The 20292-nt window shown below is 71.1% G+C and carries 14 protein-coding genes and 1 rRNA gene; 6 read left to right on the plus strand and 9 right to left on the minus strand.

Annotated elements, in window-relative coordinates:
* Positions 1–83: 83 nt before the first annotated feature.
* Positions 84–2081 (minus strand): TIGR03960 family B12-binding radical SAM protein, encoded by a 1998-nt coding sequence (locus ACFYL6_RS17540; RefSeq protein WP_387172217.1) that lies wholly within the window; start codon positions 2079–2081, stop codon positions 84–86.
* A 107-nt stretch (positions 2082–2188) separates the two neighbouring features.
* Here ACFYL6_RS17540 and ACFYL6_RS17545 point away from each other — a divergent pair, with 107 nt between their 5' ends.
* Entirely contained in the window at positions 2189–3451 is a 1263-nt protein-coding gene (locus ACFYL6_RS17545) for a hypothetical protein (RefSeq protein ID WP_387172219.1), read from the plus strand.
* A gap of 198 nt (positions 3452–3649) precedes the next feature.
* Here ACFYL6_RS17545 and ACFYL6_RS17550 read toward each other — a convergent pair whose 3' ends face one another.
* Positions 3650–4339, minus strand: a complete 690-nt coding sequence (locus tag ACFYL6_RS17550; RefSeq protein ID WP_091409949.1) for a 1-acyl-sn-glycerol-3-phosphate acyltransferase — start codon at positions 4337–4339, stop codon at positions 3650–3652.
* 105 nt (positions 4340–4444) lie between these two features.
* Positions 4445–7615: an isoleucine--tRNA ligase gene (gene ileS, locus ACFYL6_RS17555; protein WP_387172221.1), complete on the minus strand. Its 3171-nt coding sequence runs from the start codon at positions 7613–7615 to the stop codon at positions 4445–4447.
* Between the two features lie 346 nt (positions 7616–7961).
* Here ileS and ACFYL6_RS17560 point away from each other — a divergent pair, with 346 nt between their 5' ends.
* A complete protein-coding gene (locus ACFYL6_RS17560) occupies positions 7962–9176 on the plus strand; it encodes an acyltransferase family protein (protein WP_387172223.1) in 1215 nt (404 codons plus the stop codon).
* A gap of 65 nt (positions 9177–9241) precedes the next feature.
* On the opposite strand, the gene ACFYL6_RS17565 is transcribed toward ACFYL6_RS17560, so the two are convergent.
* Entirely contained in the window at positions 9242–10792 is a 1551-nt protein-coding gene (locus ACFYL6_RS17565) for an alkaline phosphatase D family protein (RefSeq protein WP_387172225.1), read from the minus strand.
* Positions 10793–11022: 230 nt separating this feature from the next.
* On the opposite strand from ACFYL6_RS17565, the gene ACFYL6_RS17570 reads away from it, so the two are divergent.
* Positions 11023–11454 carry a carboxymuconolactone decarboxylase family protein gene (locus ACFYL6_RS17570; protein WP_387172268.1) on the plus strand — a complete coding sequence of 144 codons (432 nt, stop codon included), beginning with the start codon at positions 11023–11025 and terminating at the stop codon, positions 11452–11454.
* Complete coding sequence (gene sigJ / locus ACFYL6_RS17575; RefSeq protein WP_387172227.1) at positions 11451–12329, plus strand: RNA polymerase sigma factor SigJ; 879 nt, start codon at positions 11451–11453, stop codon at positions 12327–12329. The genes ACFYL6_RS17570 and sigJ overlap by 4 nt, the downstream gene beginning before the upstream one ends.
* Before the next feature lie 36 nt (positions 12330–12365).
* Here sigJ and ndk read toward each other — a convergent pair whose 3' ends face one another.
* A complete protein-coding gene (gene ndk, locus ACFYL6_RS17580) occupies positions 12366–12791 on the minus strand; it encodes a nucleoside-diphosphate kinase (RefSeq protein ID WP_091409968.1) in 426 nt (141 codons plus the stop codon).
* A gap of 142 nt (positions 12792–12933) precedes the next feature.
* Here ndk and ACFYL6_RS17585 point away from each other — a divergent pair, with 142 nt between their 5' ends.
* The gene (locus ACFYL6_RS17585; protein ID WP_387172229.1) at positions 12934–14535 is read left to right on the plus strand and encodes a VOC family protein; all 1602 of its coding nucleotides are present in this window, start codon (positions 12934–12936) and stop codon (positions 14533–14535) included.
* A gap of 78 nt (positions 14536–14613) precedes the next feature.
* Here ACFYL6_RS17585 and ACFYL6_RS17590 read toward each other — a convergent pair whose 3' ends face one another.
* From ACFYL6_RS17590 to ACFYL6_RS17600, 3 genes are read right to left on the minus strand one after another with little or no spacing between them, the layout of a single operon-like run.
* The gene (locus ACFYL6_RS17590; protein WP_387172231.1) at positions 14614–15048 is read right to left on the minus strand and encodes a DUF4233 domain-containing protein; all 435 of its coding nucleotides are present in this window, start codon (positions 15046–15048) and stop codon (positions 14614–14616) included.
* Complete coding sequence (locus ACFYL6_RS17595) at positions 15045–16379, minus strand: bifunctional folylpolyglutamate synthase/dihydrofolate synthase (protein WP_387172233.1); 1335 nt, start codon at positions 16377–16379, stop codon at positions 15045–15047. Before ACFYL6_RS17595 ends, ACFYL6_RS17590 begins: the two co-directional genes overlap by 4 nt.
* Entirely contained in the window at positions 16376–18994 is a 2619-nt protein-coding gene (locus ACFYL6_RS17600; protein WP_387172235.1) for a valine--tRNA ligase, read from the minus strand. The genes ACFYL6_RS17595 and ACFYL6_RS17600 overlap by 4 nt, the downstream gene beginning before the upstream one ends.
* 69 nt (positions 18995–19063) lie before the next feature.
* On the opposite strand from ACFYL6_RS17600, the gene ACFYL6_RS17605 reads away from it, so the two are divergent.
* The gene (locus ACFYL6_RS17605; protein WP_387172237.1) at positions 19064–19750 is read left to right on the plus strand and encodes a hypothetical protein; all 687 of its coding nucleotides are present in this window, start codon (positions 19064–19066) and stop codon (positions 19748–19750) included.
* Between the two features lie 294 nt (positions 19751–20044).
* Here ACFYL6_RS17605 and rrf read toward each other — a convergent pair.
* Positions 20045–20161, minus strand: a 5S ribosomal RNA gene (gene rrf / locus ACFYL6_RS17610).
* Positions 20162–20292: the final 131 nt, after the last annotated feature.

Consider the following 20292-nt stretch of genomic DNA (forward strand, 5'->3'; position numbering starts at 1 on the left):
CGAGACGCGGACCCGTTGGGCGACATGTCGGATGTGGAGGGTGGTGGGTCACCGCCAGCCGGCGGTGCCCGAAGGCAGCCCGGTCAGGGGTGCGAGTGGCCGCCCGACGGGACCTTCATGCCGTTGCCGCCCAGCGGGGTGAGCGGCAGCAGCTTCTTGCCGGTGGGGCCGATCTGGATCTCGGTGTCCATCGACGGGCAGACGCCACAGTCGAAGCAGGGCGTCCACCGGCAGTCGTCCTGCTCGAACTCGCTGAACGAGTCCTGCCAGTCCTGCCAGAGCCAGTCCTTGTCCAGGCCCGAGTCGAGGTGGTCCCAGGGCAGGACCTCCAGCTCGTCGCGCTGACGGGTGGTGTACCAGTCGAGGTCCACCCCGAACGCGGGCAGCGTCTCGGCCGCCGCGTCCACCCAGCGCTGGTACGAGAAGTGCTCGCTCCACCCGTCGAACCGGCCGCCGTTCTCCCAGACCTTGCGGATGACCGAGCCGACCCGGCGGTCACCCCGGGAGAGCAGCCCTTCGATGAGCGACGGCTCGCCGTCGTGGTAGCGGTAGCCGATGGCCCGGCCGAGCGAGCGGTCCGCGTTGATGGCCTGCTTGAGGATCTTCAGCCGGTGGTCGATGACCTCGGGACGGTCCATCGCGGCCCACTGGAACGGGGTGTGCGGCTTCGGCACGAACCCGCCGATGGAGACCGTGCAGCGGATGTCCTTGGAGCCGGTCGCGGCCCGGCCGGCCCGGATCACCTCGTGCGCCATCTCGGCGATCTCGAGGACGTCCTCGTCGGTCTCGGTGGGCAGGCCGCACATGAAGTAGAGCTTCACCTGCCGCCAACCGTTGGTGTACGCGGTGACGACCGTACGGATCAGGTCTTCCTTCGACACCATCTTGTTGATGACCTTGCGGATCCGCTCCGACCCGCCCTCCGGGGCGAAGGTCAGACCGGTACGCCGCCCGTTGCGGGACAGCTCCTGCGCGAGGTCGATGTTGAAGGCGTCCACCCGGGTCGACGGCAGCGACAGCGACACGTTCGTGCCCTCGTACTGCTGGGCGAGGCCCGAGCACATGTCGCCGATCTCGGAGTGGTCCGCCGAGGAGAGCGACAGCAGACCGACCTCGGAGAAGCCGGAGAACTCCAGGCCCTCCCGGACCATCTGCGCGACAGTGGTGATCGACCGCTCCCGCACCGGCCGGGTGATCATCCCGGCCTGGCAGAACCGGCAGCCGCGGGTGCAGCCCCGGAAGATCTCCACCGCGTACCGCTCGTGCACCGTCTCGGCCAACGGAACGAGGGGCTTCTTCGGGTACGGCCAGGCGTCCAGGTCCATCGTCGTGCGCTTGTGCACCCGGAACGGCACGTCCGGCCGGTTCGGCACGACCCGCTGGATCCGGCCGTCCGGCAGGTAGTCGACGTCGTAGAAGCGCGGCACGTAGACGCTCTCGGTGCGGGCCAGCCGCAGCAGCAGCTCGTCGCGGCCGCCCGGCGAGCCCTCGGCCTTCCACTCCCGGACGATCGCGGTGATCTCCAGGACCGCCTCCTCGCCGTCGCCGAGCACCGCGGCGTCGATGAAGTCGGCGATCGGCTCCGGGTTGAACGCGGCGTGCCCGCCGGCCACGATCACCGGGTCGGCGTCGGTGCGGTCGGCGGCCAGCATCGGGATGCCGGCCAGGTCGATCGCGGTGAGCATGTTGGTGTAACCCAGCTCGGTGGAGAAGGAGATGCCGAACACGTCGAACCCGCGCACCGCCCGGTGCGCGTCGACGGTGAACTGCGGCACGCCGTGCGTGCGCATCAGCGTCTCCAGGTCCGGCCAGACCGCGTACGTCCGCTCGGCGAGCGTGTCGGGCAGCTCGTTGAGCACCTCGTAGAGGATCTGCACGCCCTGGTTGGGCAGGCCCACCTCGTACGCGTCGGGATACATCAGCGCCCAGCGCACGGTCGCCGAGTCCCAGTCCTTCGTCACCGCACCCAACTCGCCCCCGACGTACTGGATGGGCTTGGAGACCTGGGGTAGCAGCGGCTCGAGCTGGGACCACACGGAGTTGGTCGCGGCCGCGCGCGGCGTCGTGGACGGGGCACTCATGATGCCCAAGGGTACGCGTTCGTCCGGCGGCGATCGCGCGCACGCCCGATCGGCGGTGGTGGCGACGCGGTACTAACCTCGGATCGGCGCGAGAGGAGATTGCCGCGATGCCGGAGCCCCAGCCGGGAGCACGGCCGGCCGACGGGAGCACCCCGGGCGCGGAGCCGGAGCGGGACCGGGCGGTCGCCGACGAGCCGACCTCCCCACCCGTACCCCCGGACCAGCCGGAACCCTCGGACCAGCCCGACCCACCGGACGAGCCGGACCCCTCGGACCAGCCCGACCCACCGGACCAGCCGGACCCACCGAACCCGCCGGAACCCGCCGCGACCGCGGAGGTCCCGGCGCCCAGGTGGAGCGGTTCGGCCCCGGTGCCGCCGCCGCTGCCGCGCCGGTCCGCCTGGGGCGAGTCGGCCGAGCCGACCCCTCCCCCTCCGGTCTCCGTCGGGCCGCCCGAGCACCAGACGCCGGTCGACCCGTGGGCCGGCGTGGACACCGGCGGCTGGGACCTGCCCTCCGCCGAACTGCCCCCGCTGCCGCCGACGATGCCGTACCCGACGCCGCCGGCCACCCGCCAGTGGTCCGGGCCGCCCGCTCCCCCGGCCGGGTCGCACCCGGTGCCGCCGCCGGCTGCCCCGAGCGCACCGCGGGCCATCGGACCCGTGGCACCGGCCCGACCGATGTCGCCACCCGCGCCGACGAAGGTGCCGAAGGTGCCGAAGCAGCGCCGGGGCCGGCGGTCCAGCGCGCCACCGACGCCACCGCCGACGCCGCCCGGATGGCAGGCCCCCAAGGGGTACGTGCCGGTCCCGGTCCGCCGGCGACGCCGCTGGCCGTGGCTGCTGCTGCTCACGCTTGCCTGCTGCTGTGGCTGCCCCGCCTACTACGGGTTCCCGATCTCGGCCCAGTACCCGGCGCGCGCGGCACTGCCCGCCCAGGTGGAAGACCTCAGCCTGCGGCAGGACACCCGGAGCACGGAGACCGCCCGGACGTTGGAGAGTGAGGTACGCAAGGAGCACTGGCTGGCCGAGGACACCTTCGCCGGCGTCTACGCCACGACGAGCGGCAAGCGGGTGACCGTCTTCGGTGGCACCGGCTTCCGGCTGAGTCCGGAGTCGGACGCGGAGGCCGAGATCAGCCGGCTCACCGAGCGGTACGCGCTGGACGCCCCGGAGAGCGTGGACACCGGTGTGCGGGGCAGGCACGAACGGTGCGCGGTGGGCAGCGCCGACGGCAGTGACGTGGTGGTCTGCACGTCGGTCGACCACGGCAGCATCGCCACCGGCGTGTTCACCCGACTCTCCGTCGCCGACAGTGCCGACCTGCTGGCCACCCTGCGCGCCCAGATCGTCCAGCCCGAGCGGGGCTGAGCCCCCCGGCCCCGAGCGGTCGGCCGGCGCGGTGCGCACACTGCCGGCAGCAGCCATGACGCAGCGTCACATCGCGCCGAGCGGACGCAGCAGAAGGCGGGATGCCTCTGAGTCATATTGATGACTCAGAGGCATCCCGCCTTTGAGAGCGAGTGCCCCTAGGCCGGGAGCCAGCAGGCCAGCATGCGCCCGCCGGGGTCAGGCGTCGCGGGTCGGGTCCGGGTGGGCGCGCGGCGGGGCGTAGCGGGGCACGTACTCCTGGCCGGTGAGTTTCTGGATCTCGCTCATCAGCTCGTCGGTCATCTGCCGCAGTGAGGTGCGGTCGTCCGGCCGGCCGGTGAAGTCCAGCGGCTTGCCGAATCGAACCGTGATCTTGGCAGTGCCCGGCCGGGGCACCCGCGCACCGATCGGCTGTGCCTTGTCCGTGCCGATCATGCCGACCGGAATGATCGGCACGCCGGCCGAGATCGCCAGCCGGGCCGCGCCGGTCCGCCCCCGGTAGAGCTTGCCGTCCGGCGAGCGGGTGCCCTCCGGGTAGACCACCACCAGGTCACCGCCCTTGAGCGCCGGGATCGCCGCGTCGAACGCGGACAGCGCCGCCCGGCCGCCGGCCCGCTCGACCGGGATCGCGCCCAGGCCGGTGAGGACGAACTTGGAGATCGCACCCTTCACGCCGGTGCCCTTGAAATACTCCGACTTGGCCCAGAACGCCAGGTGCCGGGGCACGACCGTGCCGAGGAACAGCTCGTCGGCCACCGAGAGGTGATTGCCGGCGAAGACCGCGCCACCGATCTCCGGCACGTGTTCCAGCCCCTCCACGGTCGGGCGGAACGCCAACCGCAGCGTGGGCGCCACGGTGAGCTTGCCGATGGTGTAGAGCAGGGGCACTGGTCCTCCGGCAGATCAGGTGCGAACAGGCGGTGTCACGGTAGCGGACGCCTCCACACCTCCCGGACGGAGGTGGTGAGGCGTCCGCACCCTGACGATGGTCCGTTATACCCGGCGGACGACCACCGTTACCCGCTCACCGTCGCCGACCTCGCCAGCGAAGCCGTCCAGACCCTCAACGGCAGAGCCGTCCGTGCTTTCGGCGAAGTCCACCGAGTCGGCCAGCACCTCCGCGGAGACGAAGTCGACGTACGCGGCCACCGCCGCGCGTACCTCGTCGGACGCCGACACCAACACCACGATCCGGTCCGAGACGTCCAGGTCGGCGTCCCGGCGGGCCTGCTGTACCACCCGCACCACGTCGCGGGCCAGCCCCTCGGCGGCCAACTCCGGAGTGACGTCGGTGTCCAGCACCACCACGCCCTCGCCGCCGGGCAGCGGCGCGGAGTGCTCGGCGTCGGCGGCGACCAGACGCAGCTCGTACTCACCCTCGGCGAGGGTGACGCCGGCGGCCACCGGGGCGCCGTCGACCAACTCCCAGTCGCCCGCCTTGACCGCCTTGATCACCTGCTGCACCTGCTTGCCGACCCGCGGGCCGAGCGCCCGGGGCACCACAGTCAACACCTGCTCGCAGTACGCGGACAGCTCCGCGCTGAACTCCACCGCCTTCACGTTGACCTCGTCGGCGACCAGGTCGGCGAACGGTCGCAACTGCTCCGCCACCGGCGAGGCCACGGTCAGCTTCGACAGCGGCAGTCGTACCCGCAGCCCCTTGGCCTTGCGCAGCGACAGCGCCGCCGAGGCGACCGCCCGCACGTTGTCCATCGCGGCGACCAGGTCGTGGTCGGCCGGGAACTCGCTCGCCTCCGGCCAGTCGGTCAGGTGCACCGACCGCTCCCCGGTCAGGCCACGCCAGATCTCCTCCGCGGTCAGCGGCGCGAGCGGCGCCACCACCCGGCAGAGCGTCTCCAGCACCGTCGACAGCGTGTCGAAGGCGTTGGCGTCACCGGACCAGAACCGGTCCCGGGACCGGCGCACGTACCAGTTGGTCAACGCGTCCAGGTAGGACCGGACGGTGACGCAGGCACCGGAGATGTCGTACGAGTCCATCTGCGCGCCGACCGTCGACACCAGCTCGTTCGTCTTCGCCAGCACGTACCGGTCGAGCAGGTGGGTCGAGTCGGTGCGCCGCCGCGCCTGGTACCCGTCGGCGTTGGCGTAGAGCGTGAAGAAGTACCACACGTTCCACAGCGGCAGCAGCACCTGCCGGACGGCGTCGCGGATGCCCGCCTCGGTGACCGCCATGTCCCCACCCCGCAGGACCGGCGAGGACATCAGCATCCAGCGCATCGCGTCCGAGCCGTACGAGTCGAAGACGTGGTAGACGTCCGGGTAGTTGCGCAGGCTCTTGGACATCTTGCGCCCGTCCGAGCCGAGCAGGATGCCGTGGCTCAGGCAGTTGCGGAACGCCGGCCTGTCGAACAGCGCGGTGGCCAGCACGTGCATGGTGTAGAACCAGCCGCGGGTCTGCCCGATGTACTCGACGATGAAGTCACCCGGGTAGTGGTGCTCGAACCAGTCCGCGTTCTCGAACGGGTAGTGCACCTGGGCGAACGGCATCGACCCGGACTCGAACCAGCAGTCCAGCACCTCCGGCACCCGACGCATCATCGACTGCCCGGTCGGGTCGTCCGGGTTGGGGCGGACCAGGTCGTCCACCGCCGGCCGGTGCAGGTCGGTCAGGCGTACGCCGAAGTCCCGCTCGATGTCGGCGAGCGAGCCGTAGACGTCCAGGCGCGGGTAGTTCGGGTCGTCGGACTTCCACGCCGGAATCGGCGAGCCCCAGAACCGGTTCCGGCTGATCGACCAGTCCCGGGCGTTGGCCAGCCACTTGCCGAACGAGCCGTCCTTGATGTGGCCGGGCGTCCAGTTGATCTCCTGGTTCAGCTCGACCATCCGGTCCCGGAACTGGGTCACCGCGACGAACCACGACGACACCGCCTTGTAGACCAGCGGGGTGTCGCAGCGCCAGCAGTGCGGGTACGAGTGGGTGTAGGTGTCCTGCTTGAGCACCACCCCCCGCTCCTTCAGCTCCCGGATCACCGGCTTGTTGACGTCGAAGACCTGCTCACCCTGGTACGGCGGGACCAGCGCGGTGAAGCGGGTGTGGTCGTCCACCGTGACGATGGTGGGGATGCCAGCGGCGTTGCAGACGTTCTGGTCGTCCTCACCGAACGCCGGAGCCAGGTGCACGATCCCGGTGCCGTCCTCGGTGGTGACGAACTCCGCGCCGAGCACCTGGTAGGCGTTCTCCCCGGCCTGCTCGACGAGGAAGTCGAACAGCGGCGTGTAGCGGCGCCCGACCAGGTCCCGGCCGTGCACCGTCCCGACCTGCTCGTAGCCGTCCAGTTCCTTGGCGTACGCGGCCAGCCGCGCCGCCCCCACCAGGTAGCGGTCGCCGTCGCGTTCGAGCACCGCGTACTCGATGTCGGGGCCGACGGCGAGCGCCAGGTTCGACGGCAGGGTCCACGGCGTGGTGGTCCAGACGCCCAGCTTGACCGGCCCGCGCACCAGCTCCGGCGCGGACTCGTCGGCGGTCAGGCCGAACCACACCGACAGGGTGGGGTCGTGCCGGTCCCGGTAGACGTCGTCCATCCGGGTCTCGGTGTTCGACAGCGGCGTCTCGCAGCGCCAGCAGTACGCCAGGACCCGGAAGCCCTCGTAGATCAGACCCTTGTCGTGCAGGGTCTTGAAGGCCCACATGACGCTTTCCATGTAGTCCAGGTCGAGGGTTTTGTAGTCGTTGGCGAAGTCGACCCAGCGGGCCTGCCGGTTGATGTACCGCTCCCAGTCCTGGGTGAACTCCAGCACCGAGGTACGGCAGGCCTCGTTGAACCGGGCCACGCCCAGGTCGATGATCTCCGCCTTGCTGGTGATGCCGAGCTGCTTCTCGGCCACCACCTCGGCGGGCAGGCCGTGGCAGTCCCAGCCGAAGCGCCGCTCGACGTGCCGGCCGCGCATGGTCTGGTAACGCGGCACGACGTCCTTGACGTAGCCGGTGAAGAGGTGACCGTAGTGCGGTAGGCCGTTGGCGAAGGGCGGGCCGTCGTAGAAGACGTACTCGTTCTTGCCGTCGGTGCCGGCGGGACGGGCCTCGATGCTGGCCTCGAAGGTCTTGTCGGCCGTCCAGTGCTCCAGCACCCGGCGCTCGACCGCGGGCAGGTCCGGGCTCGCCGGTACACCGGCGGCGGTCGGGTCGTGCAACGGATAGGCCATCGGGGGTCGCTCTCCTCATGCAGCTCACTCAACGTGGGTCTGCGAGGACGAACCTTCCGGGTACGCCTGAGACGGCGCTCCCGGGTGGCCCGCGGTACCACCCCGCTTGGCGGTCAGGATCGACCGCCCGCTCATTGCCGGCTGTGACGGGCCGCACCCGTCCGGTTCTACTGGGCCGGTTGCCCGACTGTTCTTCCGGAGGCTCACCGGTGATGGCCGGGTCATCGCCTTACGGTGTACAACGATACTCGACGCGCCCACCGCCGCGCCTCCGAGTAACGGCGAACGTGACCAGCGGCGGGAGAGCCGCCTTGACGCGTTGTGTGCCGCTCCCCAGAATTCAGCGGTGGCCACGATAAGTTACGCCGAATACCGCGCCATGCGCCGGTTCCCCGCCCTCGACGGGCTCCGTGCGATCGCCGCGGTGATCGTCGTCGCCTTCCATTTCGGGGGGCCGCGATGGACCTGGCTGTCCGGCTGGGTCGGCGTGCAACTGTTCTTCGTGCTGTCCGGCTTCCTGATCACCACGCTGATGCTGCGCGAGGAGGAGTCGCGGGGGCGGGTGTCGCTGCGGTCCTTCTACATCCGGCGCATCTTCCGGATCCTGCCGGTCTACCTGGTGGTGGTCGCCGCCACGTACGCCCTCGCGCACCTCAACGGCGCCAGCGGGAAGCTCCGCGAGTCGATGCCGTACTACCTGCTCATGGTCAACGAGTTCGCGCCGAACCAGGCGTTCCCGCACTCCTGGACGATCGCGATCGAGTGGAAGTTCTACCTCGTCTGGCCGATGCTCGCCTTCGCGTTCGTCACCGCCGCGTTCCTGCGCCGGATGGCGGTGACGGTGCTGGCCATCGCCGCGCTCGTCGCGCTGATCCCGTTCGAGAAGGACTGGCCCTACTGGCCGATCCACTACGTGTCGATCCTGATCGGCTGCCTGCTGGCGGTCGTCATGCACCACCCCCGTGGGTACGCACTGTTCCGGCCGTTGACCCGTCCCGTGGCGTCCCTCGCCGTGCTCGCCGGGTTCGTCGCCGTGCACCTGTCGCTGCCGTACTGGCCACCCGCCGAGGACGGCCACTCGGAGTTGATGATCGGCGTGTACGCGGTGGCGGTGGCGCTGCTGCTCCCCGCCATGCTGGCTCCCGGCCTGCCGACGAAACTGCTCTCCTGGCGACCGCTGGTCTTCGTGGGCGAACGCTCCTACTCGCTCTACCTGGTGCAGTACCTCGCCATGACGACGGTGATCGCGCTGGTCCCGTCGTACGCCGGGCACAGCACCCGGTTGTTCGTGGCCACCACCGTGGTCGGCCTGCTCGCCGCCGACCTGCTCTACCGCTGGGTGGAGCAGCCGATGATCGGGGTGGGACGCCGGTTCTCCGGGCGGGGCAAGGTGGTGCCCCCGGTGCCGGCCGTCGAGCCGCCGTCGAACGCCCCCGCCGAGCCGGCCGCCCCCTCGGCGCGGACGGTACCCGGCCTGCCGACCCCCGCGAACCGCCCGGAACCGTCCCCGCCGCTCAGCGACGACACAGTGGTGCTGACCAGCGTCCCCGACCGCCGCTGATCATGAGGTTGACGGGGCGGTGGGCCGCCGTTCCGCCCGCCAACCTCATGATCAACGAGCTGGGGTCAGGGAGCCGGGAGGGTGGTGCTCCACAGCGAGGCCCCGTCGCGGTCGCGCAGGTGCACCGTCAGTGCCTCGGACTCCCCGTCGATGGTGACCTCGCCGAAGTGCTGGAAGCCACCCGCCGGGCCCGTGTTGGCCACCGGCGGCGCGTGCACGAAGGCCGCCCGCGGCCCGAACGTGCCGTCCAGCGCGTTCGGGCCGAACGCACCGGCGTGCGCCGGCCCGGAGACGAACTCCCAGAACGGGGTGAAGTCGCCGACCGCCGCCCGGGACGGGTCGTAGTGGTGCGCGGCGGAATAGTGCACGTCGGCGGTCAGGAAGACCATGCCGGTCACCCCGGCCCGGTGGGTGGCCCGCAGCACCTCGGCGAACTCCAACTCCCGGCCCACCGGCGCACCCGGGTCGCCCTGCGCGACACCCTCCTGCGCGCCCGGACCGTCCGGCACCACCACGCCGATCGGCAGGTCGTTGGCGATCACCTTCCAGGTCGCCGTGGAGCGCTTCAGCTCCCGGATCAGCCACTCCCGCTGCTGCCGGCCGAGCAGACCACGCTTCGGGTCGGCGTACGTGTTGCCGTCGTTCGGGTCCTTGTGGGTGCGCATGTCGAGCACGAACACGTCCAGCGACGGCCCGTACGACAGCCTCCGGTACATCGGCCCGTCGACGGGCACCGGTAGCCACTCGTTGAACGCCTGCCGGGCCCGGACGGCGAGCACGTCCACCCGCCGCTCGGTGTAGCGCGGGTCGTCCAGGATCTCACCCGGGTACCAGTTGTTCAGGACCTCGTGGTCGTCCCACTGGTTGATCTGCGGCACCGCGGCGGCGAACTCCCGCAGGTGTTCGTCGAGCAGGTTGTACGCGAACTGCCCGCGGTACTCGGCCAGCGTCTCGGCGACCTTGCTCTTCTCCGGGGTGACCAGGTTGCGCCAGACCCGCCCGTCGGGCAGCGTCACCGACTCGACAAGCGGGCCGTCGGCGTACACGGTGTCGCCGCTGCACAGGAAGAAGTCCGGCCGGGTCTGCCGCATGGCCCGGAAGATCGACATGCCTCCGAAGTTCGGGTCGATCCCCCAGCCCTGCCCGACCACGTCGCCGGTCCAGACGAACTTCACGTCGCGCCGCCGGTGCCGCCCCGGCGCGGTGGTCAACGTCCCGGTCAGCGGCTCGCTGACCACCCCGTGCCGATCCAGGCTCTCCACCCGCACCCGGTAGTGCAGCCGCTCGGAGTCCGGCAGGCCCCGCAGCCGGACCTTCCCGGTGAAGTCGCCGTCCGGGGTGAGCACCGGGCCGCGCAGCGTACGCGCCCCCCGGAAGTCCGGCCGACGGCTCACCTCGACCAGCATCCGGCCCGGCCGGTCGGCCCGCGTCCAGACCAGCGCCGAGTCCGCGGTCACGTCGCCGCTCTGCACACCGTGGGTGAGCACCGGGCGCGCCGCCGGGCGCCAGGCCGGGGCGGCGTTCGCGCCGGCACCGCCCAGCAGGGCGCCGCCGGCGGCTCCGGCACCGACCACCAGGCCGGTCCGCAGCAGGGTACGTCGATCAAGCTCGGTCATGCTTCCTCCCGATCATGGGTTGACCCCGTGGGTCTATCGGGTGGAGATGACCGTGAGCGGCGGCCCGGGTGACGCGAACGCGAACGCCCGTCGTCGGTCGCTGGTGGCTTGCCGCCCACCCCGGTCACTTCGACGGCATGAGCGGGGTCACAGCCGCGGTTTGTCACGACCGACCCCGCCTCATTCGTCGTCATGGTGTCGAACCCGATCAGGAGGTAGTCGTGCAACGGATGAACCCGGCCGAGGTCGCACCGCAGGCGTACAAGGCCGTCATGGGGTTGGAGAAGTACGTCCAGACGAACGTCGACCACACCGTGCTGGAACTGGTGAAGCTGCGGGCGTCGATGATCAACGGGTGCGCGTACTGCGTGGACATGCACAGCCGGGACGCGCTCGCCGCCGGCGAGTCGAGCCGGCGACTGTTCGCGGTCGCCACCTGGCGGGAGGCGCCCTTCTTCGACGAGCGGGAGCGGGCGGCGCTGGCCCTCACCGACGCGGTGACCAAGCTCGGTGAGCACGGGGTGCCGGACGAGGTGTGGGATGACGCCGCGAAGGTCTGGTCGGAGAAGGAACTGGCCGACCTCGTCATCGCGATTGCCACAATCAACGTGTGGAATCGGATCGGGGTGACGATGCGGCTGGAGCCTCCGGCCCAGGCGTGACCACCAAGGCGGCAGCAGAGGCGGCCGGTGCGCTCGAGGCGCACCGGCCGATGCTGCTTGGGCTCGCGTACCGCCTGCTCGGCAGCCGGCACGACGCGGAGGACGTGCTCCAGGAGGCGTACCTGCGCTGGCTGGGTGTGGACCGGGCCCGGGTCGACGAGCCGCGCCGGTACCTGTCCCGGGTGGTCACCCGGTTGGCCCTGGACCGACTGCGCGCCCGGCAGGCGGCCCGTGAGACGTACGTCGGGACGTGGCTGCCCGAGCCGGTCCCGACCGCGCCCTCGCCGTTCGGGCCGTTGGACCGGGTGGAGCTACGCGACTCGCTCTCCACCGCGTTGCTGCACGTCCTGGAGCGGCTCACCCCGCCGGAGCGGGCGGTCTACGTCCTGCACACGGCCTTCGACCTGCCGTACGCGGAGATCGCCGAGATCCTGGACCGGTCCGCCGCCGACTGTCGGCAGCTGTACCACCGGGCGTCCGAGCGGGTACGGCAGGAACAACGCCGGTTCACCGCCAGCCGCCCGGAGCGGGAGCGGCTGCTGGACGCGTTCCTCGCCGCCGCCCGCGACGGCGACCTGGCCAGGCTCACCGACCTGGTGGCCGCCGACGCCACCGCGTGGAATGACGGTGGCGGTCGGGTGCGGGCCGCCCTCAACCCGGTCACCGGCGCGGACCGGATCGCCCGGTTCTACGCCGGTGTCTACGGCCCGCGTCACCGGGTCACCATGGATCCGATCGAACTCAACGGGGAGCCCGCGGTGCTGATCACCCGATCGAACGGCAGTCGGTACACGTTGACCATCGCGGCGGCCGACGGACGGATCACCGGGATCTACGTGGTCGGCAACCCGGCGAAGGTGCCGGCGGTCGGTTGAACCCGGGCGTCGTCGGTCGACCCCGACCGTTGTGCGTCAGCCCAGCTCGGGGAACCAGAGCGCGATCTCGCGCTTGGCGCTGTCGGTCGAGTCGGAGGCGTGCACCAGGTTCTCCCGGTTGGACAGCGACAGGTCGCCCCGGATGGTGCCGGCGGCGGCCTTGCGCCCGTCGGTGGCGCCGACCAGCCCGCGGACCACGTCGATGACCTGGTCGCCGGAGAGCACCAGGGCGACCAGCGGGCCGCCGGTCATGAAGTCCTTCAGCGGCGGGTAGAACGCCTTGTCGACGTGCTCGGCGTAGTGCTCGTCGGCGAGCGCGGCGTCCATCGTCCGGTGCACCATCGCGTCGATCCGCAGCCCCTTGCGCTCGAAGCGGGAGAGGACCTCGCCGACCAGGCCGCGGCGAACCGCGTCGGGCTTGATCAGAACGAGGCTGCGCTCATCCGGGCTGTTGCTGGACACGCTGGGTTCCTCCTGTACGCGCTGAACGCTTGGGATCGGTACGGTCAGCCTAGCGACCCGGTCCCGGCGCCGGCGCGGCGGCCGGTCTTTCCCCCGGTGGCCGATCCGGCCTAGCCTGGCCCTGACCCCCGGGAGGTCCACTGTGGCGAATGGCGGGAACCGACCCATCGCGCCGGTACGCAAGCTGATCGGCACGGTGCTGGGCACCGTGGCCACGTTCGTCGTCCTGTTCGGGCTGGGCATGACCAGTTGGGCCATCGTGGCTCTCGGCGTCGCCCTGCTGGTGCTGGCCATCGCGCTGGCGACCGTACGCGGCGGCGGTCGCACGTGGGTCGTCGGTGTCGGGCACGTGCACAGCGCCTCCGAACCACCAACCCAGTACGCGTTCGGCCGTTGCGAACTGCAACTGGTGATCGACGCTCCTGGGCTGCCGCCGCGATCCAAGAAGATCATCGAGCCGAGGGTGCCGGTCTCCAAGTGGCCCTCGCTGGGCCAGACCCTGCCGATCCGGGTCGCATTGGACGACCAGCGGCACGTCAAGGTGCTCTGGGACGAGGTGCCGACCCACGCCGAGACCGCCGCCGCCGTCGCCGATCTCCCGCCGGAGTTCGCCGACGCGGAAGCGATGGACGAGCTGCTGATCCAGCAGGACGCGCCACCGTGGGCCGACCGGGCACCCGACGACGACTTCCGCGACGACTTCCGGGACCCGGTCGGTGACCCGTTCCGGGACCCGCTCGGTGATCCCCTGCGCACCGACCCTTCGCGTACCGATCCCCGGCGCGACGACCTGCGACGTGACGACCTGCGACGTGACGACCCCGGTGTCGTGCCCGAGGAGCGCGAGCCCGTGGTGATGCACCAGAGCCCGGGTGGCCCGGTGGTGTTGGAGGGTGTCGTCGTCGAACCGCAGGCCGGTGGGCTGCCCCGGCGGGCAACCCCGGCGCCGCGCCCGCCCGCCGACGAGCGCTTCGACGAGCCCGCCGCCGACCGGTTCGACGCTGAGGCCGAGGACGGCACGACCGTCCCGCCCGCCGAGGACCCCGTCGACCAGGCCAACGCACACCGCTCCGACCCACCGCCCGACGCGCAGCGCTCCGACCAGCCCGGCGCAGAGCGCTCCAACCAGCCCGGCGCGCAGCGCTCCAACCAGCCCGACGCAGAGCGCTCCGACCAGCCCAGCTCGCGGCGCTTCGACCCACCGCCCGCGCAGCGGTCCGGTCCCGGCGCGGCCGACCCGCTGGACCCACTCGACCTTCCGCTGGACGATCCCTCCCCGGCCGGGGCCGCACGGGCGACCGTCACCGACGAGGAACTGGACCAGGCGATCTTCGGGTTCGATGCCGGCTCGGCCGCGGACCCGGCCGCGCCGATCAGCGGGGTGGGCCTCACCCTGCTGGTCACCGACCTGCCCCGGTCGCTCGGCTTCTACCGTGACGTGCTCGGCTTCAGCGAGGTCGACCAGGGCGCGCACAACGCCGTCCTCGCCTCCGGGACGACCCGGCTCGTGCTGCGCGAGGTGACCGGGGCAGCACCGATCAGCCGCCGGTTGGTGCACGTCAACCTTGAGGTGAACGACATCGAGGCGGCGTACGAGCGGTTGCGCGGGTCGGGCGTCCGCTTCACGTACGCGCCCCGGGTCGTCAACCGGGGCACCAAGCTGGAGGTGTGGGCGGCGGCCTTCCGCGACCCCGACGGCCACGGCGTCGCGCTCACCCAGTGGCGCGAACGCGCCGACGCCTGACCCGGCCCGCGTCCCGCCTTCGGACGCCGCCGACGGGGGACGGCTCTCGCCATCGGACGCGGGCCGACCGGGTCGGCGTCAGCCGAGAATGACGCGGCGCACGTGTAACGCGTACGCCCAGACCAGGGCGAAGATGATGCCCAGCCCGAGCAGCGACCAGTGCAGCAGACCGCCCAGCAACAGCAGACCCTGGAGCACGGTGCCGGCGTTCCAGGCCCAGGGGCGGCGCATCATGCCGGCGAGCACCACGGCGGCCACCGCCAGTGCCACCACCGCACCGATCGCGGCGCCGCCGAGGTCACCGCCGACCACCCGGATCGGCTGGATCGCCAGCAGCAGCACCAGCGCCTCCAGGCTGAGCGTGCCAGCGCCGAGACCGCGTACCGCCCGCTCCGGGTCGCGCAACCCGGAGCGTCGCGGCTGCCCGGCCGTGGGCTCCTCCCCCGCCGGCTGTTCGACCGGCGGGCCGGTCAGGTCCTCGGTGGGGTGCGGGTCACGCTCCGGGCTGGTCATCGCTTCAGCAGCCGGCGCGCGTCGGCGACCGTCACCACGGACCCCGTGACCAGCACCCCGACCCCGCTCAACTCACCGGGGACGTCCTCCTCGGCCATTGCCACCGCGAGCTCGATCGCATCCGGCATCTCCTCGGCCGAAGCCACCCGCTCCTCGCCGAAGATCTCGGCGGCCAGCTCGGCGAGTTCCTCCGTCGGCATGGCCCGTGGCGAGCTGTTACGGGTGACAACCACCTGGTCGACCACCGGCTCCAGCAGCTCCAGCAGCCCCTCCGCGTCCTTGTCGGCCAGTACGCCGATCACGGCCACCAGCTTGCTGAACGCGAACTCCTCCTGGAGTGCGGTGACGGTGGCCTTCATGCCGTGCGGGTTGTGCGCGCCGTCGAGCAGGACGGTCGGGGCGTTACGGACCCGCTCCAGCCGGCCCGGGGAACTGGTCGAGGCGAAGCCCTCCCGGACCGCCTCGATGTCCAGCTGACGCTGGGCCCCCGCACCCAGGAAGGCCTCCACGGCGGCGAGCGCCACCGCCGCGTTCTGCGCCTGGTGGGCACCGTGCAGCGGGATGAACACGTCGTCGTACACGCCGCCCAGCCCCTGGAGGGTGAGCACCTGACCGCCGACCGCGACCGCCCGACGCTGCACGCCGAACTCGCCGCCCTCCCGGGCGATGGTGGCCCCGACCTCGGCGCAGCGTTCGAGGAGGGGACGCGCGGCCTCCTCCTCCTGGGCCGCCGCGATCACGGTGGCCCCCGGGTGGATGATGCCGGCCTTGGCCAGCGCGATGTCCTGAATCGTGTCGCCGAGCCACTCGGTGTGGTCCAGCCCGATCGGGGTGATCACACAGACCCCGGCCTGGAGAACATTGGTGGCGTCCTCGGCACCGCCGAGGCCGACCTCGACCACGGCGATGTCGACCGGCGCGTCGGCGAAGGTGGCGAACGCCAACGCCGTGGTCATGTCGAAGTACGTCAGCGGTTCGTCCGACCGCGCGTCGACCAACTCGGCCAGCGGTTTGATCTCCCGGTACACCGCCGCGAACCGCTCCTCACTGACCGGTTCCCCGTCCAGGCTGATCCGCTCCCGGACGGTCTCCAGGTGCGGGCTGGTGTACCGGCCGGTGTGCAGCCCGAACGCCCGCAGCAGCGAGTCGATCATCCGCGCGGTCGAGGTCTTGCCGTTGGTGCCGGTCAGGTGGATCGCGGGGTACGCCCGCTGTGGGCTGCCAAGCAGGTCGAGCAGCGACTCGATCCGGTCCAGCTCGAAGACCATGCGGGTGAAACCGCGGGCGTTCAGCTCGGCTTCGACGGCGGCGAAATCGGTACGGTCGGTCACGAGGGCAGTGTCTCCAGAGCAGCGTCGATCCGGACCAGGTCGGCCTCGGCGGTGGCGAGCCGGTCGCGGATCTTCGCGACCACCGGCTCGGGGGCCTTGCCGATGAAGGCAGGGTTGTCGAGCTTCGCCCGGGCCTGCGCGACCTCCTTCTCGGCCGCCGCGCGGTCCTTCGTCAACCGGGCCCGCTCGGCGGCCACGTCGATCGAGCCCCGGGTGTCCAACGCGACACCGACCGCGCCGGGCATGGCCAGCGTGGCGCTGGCCTGGAAGTCGTCCCCGGCCGGATCCAGCCGGACCAGCGAACGGATCAGCGGCTCGTGGGCCGCGATACCTGCGCCGGACAGCCCGTCCAGGCGGGCAGCCACCCGCTGCGTCGGACGCAACCCCTGGTCGGAACGGAACCGGCGGATCTCGGTGACCACCCGCTGCACACCGACCAGCTCGGCCTCTGCGGCGTCGTCGACCAGCGACCGGTCGGCCACCGGCCAGGCGGCGGCCTGCACCGTCTCGCCGCCGGTCAGCGCGAGCCACAACTCCTCGGTGACGAACGGGATGACCGGGTGCAGCAACCGCAGCAACTGGTCGAGCACGTGCCCGAGCACCCGACGGCTGGCCTCCGCGCGCTCACCGCCCTCGGCGAGCACCGGCTTGCTCAGCTCGACGTACCAGTCGCAGACGTCGTCCCAGGCGAAGTGGTAGAGCAGGTCACACACCTTGGCGAACTCGTACGCCTCGAACTGCTCGTCGACCTCGGCGGTGACGTGCGCCAGCCGGGACAGGATCCACCTGTCAACGGTGGAGAGCTGCTCGACCGGCGGCAGGTCGCCGGTGGTGTGCGCGCCGTTCATCAGGGCGAACCGGGTGGCGTTCCAGAGCTTGTTGCAGAAGTTGCGGGAGCCCTGGCACCACTCCTCGCTGACCGGGACGTCCTGGCCGGGGTTCGCGCCCCGGGCCAGGGTGAACCGGGTGGCGTCGGCGCCGTACCTGTCAATCCAGTCCAGCGGGTCAACCACGTTGCCGAACGACTTCGACATCTTCTTGCCGAACTGGTCGCGCACCATCCCGTGCAGGGCGACCACGTCGAACGGCGGCCGGCCGTCCATCGCGTACAGGCCGAACATCATCATCCGGGCAACCCAGAAGAACAGGATGTCGTACCCGGTGACCAGCACGCTGGTCGGGTAGAACTTCGCCAGGTCCGGGGTCTGCTCGGGCCAGCCCAGGGTGGAGAACGGCCACAGGCCGCTGGAGAACCAGGTGTCCAGGACGTCCTCGTCCTGGTGCCAGCCCTCGCCGGTCGGCGGCTCCTCGTCGGGGCCGACGCAGACGATCTCGCCCGCCGGGCCGTACCAGACCGGGATGCGGTGCCCCCACCACAGCTGGCGGGAGATGCACCAGTCGTGCATGTTGTCGACCCAGGCGAAGTAGCGCTTGGCCAGCTCGGCAGGCTCGATGCGGACCCGGCCGTCGCGCACCGCGTCACCCGCGGCCTGGGCCAGCGGGGCGGTGTTGACGAACCACTGCAGCGACAGCCGCGGCTCGACAGTGGTCTTGCAGCGCGAGCAGTGCCCGACCGCGTGCACGTACGGGCGCTTCTCGGCGACGATCCGGCCCTGCTCCCGCAGCGCGGCCACGATCGCGGGCCGCGCCTCGAACCGGTCCAACCCCTCGAACGGGCCGGGCACGGTGATCACGCCGCGCTCGTCCATCACGGTCAGCGCGGGCAGGTCGTGCCGCTGGCCGATCTCGAAGTCGTTCGGGTCGTGGGCCGGCGTCACCTTGACCATGCCGGTGCCGAAGGACGGGTCGACGTGCGCGTCGGCGACGATCGGGATCCGGCGGCCGGTCAACGGCAGCTCGACCTCGGTGCCGATCAGGTGCTGGTAGCGCTCGTCGTCGGGGTGCACCGCCACGGCGGTGTCGCCGAGCATCGTCTCGGCCCGGGTGGTGGCCACCACGACCTCGTCGCTGTAGCGGATCGAGATCAGCTCGCCGTCGTCGTCGGTGTGCTCCACCTCGATGTCGGAGAGCGCCGTGAGGCAACGCGGACACCAGTTGATGATCCGGTTGGCCCGGTAGATCAGGCCGTCGTCGAAGAGCTTCTTGAAGATCGTCTGGACGGCGCGGGTCAGCCCCTGGTCCATGGTGAAGCGCTCGCGGTCCCAGTCGACGGAGTCGCCGAGGCGGCGCATCTGGCCGAGGATGGCGCCACCGGACTCGGCCTTCCACTGCCAGACCCGCTCGACGAACCTCTCCCGGCCGAGATCGTGCCGGGAGAGCCCTTCGGCGGCGAGCTGCCGCTCGACCAGGTTCTGGGTCGCGATACCGGCGTGGTCCATGCCCGGCAGCCACAGCGCCTCGAAGCCCTGCATCCGCTTACGCCGGGTCAACGCGTCCATCAGCGTGTGCTCGAACGCGTGGCCCATGTGCAGCGAGCCGGTGACGTTCGGCGGCGGGATGACGATGGTGAAGGGGGGCTTGTCGCTGTCGGCGGAGGCCCGGAAGTGCCCGCCGGCTACCCACTGCTCGTACCGTCGCTGCTCTACCTCACCGGGCTGATACTGGCCGGCAAGGGTCGGGGCGTCGGGGCGTCGGGCATCCAGTCTCTCGGTCACCGGACAAGTCTACGGAGGGCTTCCGCAGACCTGACGTGCGCCACCTGCCGTTCGCGTACGGTGTCGGCTATGTCCGACGCACATCTCACCGAGCGGTCGCGCGACGGCGGCCGCGAGCCGGTCGAGCTGACCGAAGAGCCGATCCAGCTGAGCACCCGGGACTCCGGAGGCGACCCCGACGAGCGGTCCGGCGGCTGGTCACGCCGCCGCAAGATCGGCTGGACGGCCGCACTCGTGGTCGGCCTCGCCGGCGCCGCGGTGCTCGGTGTCGGTGGGTTGCGGGTGGCGCAGCAGAAGGACACCCAACTGACCTCACCCGATCAGGTGGCGGGTCTGACCCGCGACGACAGTGAGCGGGCGAAGAGCACGGCCGACTACCTGCGCAGCGGCCTGGCCGCGAACATCGAACTGGACCGCAGTTTCGGCACGGTCTACCGCGACCCGGCCGACGACAAGCGCTCGGTCCTCATCTTCGGGGGCACCACCCTGCTGTGGCAGCCGGAACGGGACCTGGACAGCCTCTTCCGCCTCATGTCGGACGAGACCGGCGCGGTGAACGGCCTGCGCGAGCTGCCTGCGGGCGGCCTCGGCGGAGTTCTGAAGTGCGGCAGCACCAGCGGCGAGGGCGGGGACTTCGCGGTGTGCGGCTGGGCCGACCACGGCAGCGTGGTCATGGCGATGTTCCCGGGCCGGTCGGTCAGCGACGCCGGCGGCCTGCTGCGCAGCCTCCGCGACGGCATGCAGACCCGAGACTGACCAAGCACCGCATCCGCGCCCTCCCCCGTCCCGCTGCCCGCGGCCGTAGGCCGCGGTCGCAGGCGCCAAGGTCACGCAACATCCTGGTTGTAGTGGTATCAGCCCGCCGGGCAGGCCACTACATCCTGGTTCGAGCGTGACCTTGACCGATTCCAAAACCCAAACCCAGCCCCGGCGCGGTCCGGCCCGCCGGAATGGACACACGGACATTCGTCAGCGCGGCGGTCGCACCCAGTTTTGTTAGGGGAATGCAGAAAAGGCCACCCCGTTGGGGGTGGCCTTTTCTGGAAGATTGTCCGGCGGCGTCCTACTCTCCCACACCCTCACGAGTGCAGTACCATCGGCGCTGGAGGGCTTAGCTTCCGGGTTCGGAATGTAACCGGGCGTTTCCCCTCCGCCATGACCGCCGTAACTCTATGAACATATCAAACAACCCCGGCACAACACTCACGGGTGTTCGCTTGTTCAGAGTTGCACAGTGGACGCGTAGCAGCTTAGTAGTCAAGTCCTCGGCCTATTAGTACCGGTCAACTGAACCCGTT

The organism is Micromonospora sp. NPDC007208 (genome assembly GCF_042869175.1).
Classification (GTDB): domain Bacteria; phylum Actinomycetota; class Actinomycetes; order Mycobacteriales; family Micromonosporaceae; genus Micromonospora; species Micromonospora foliorum.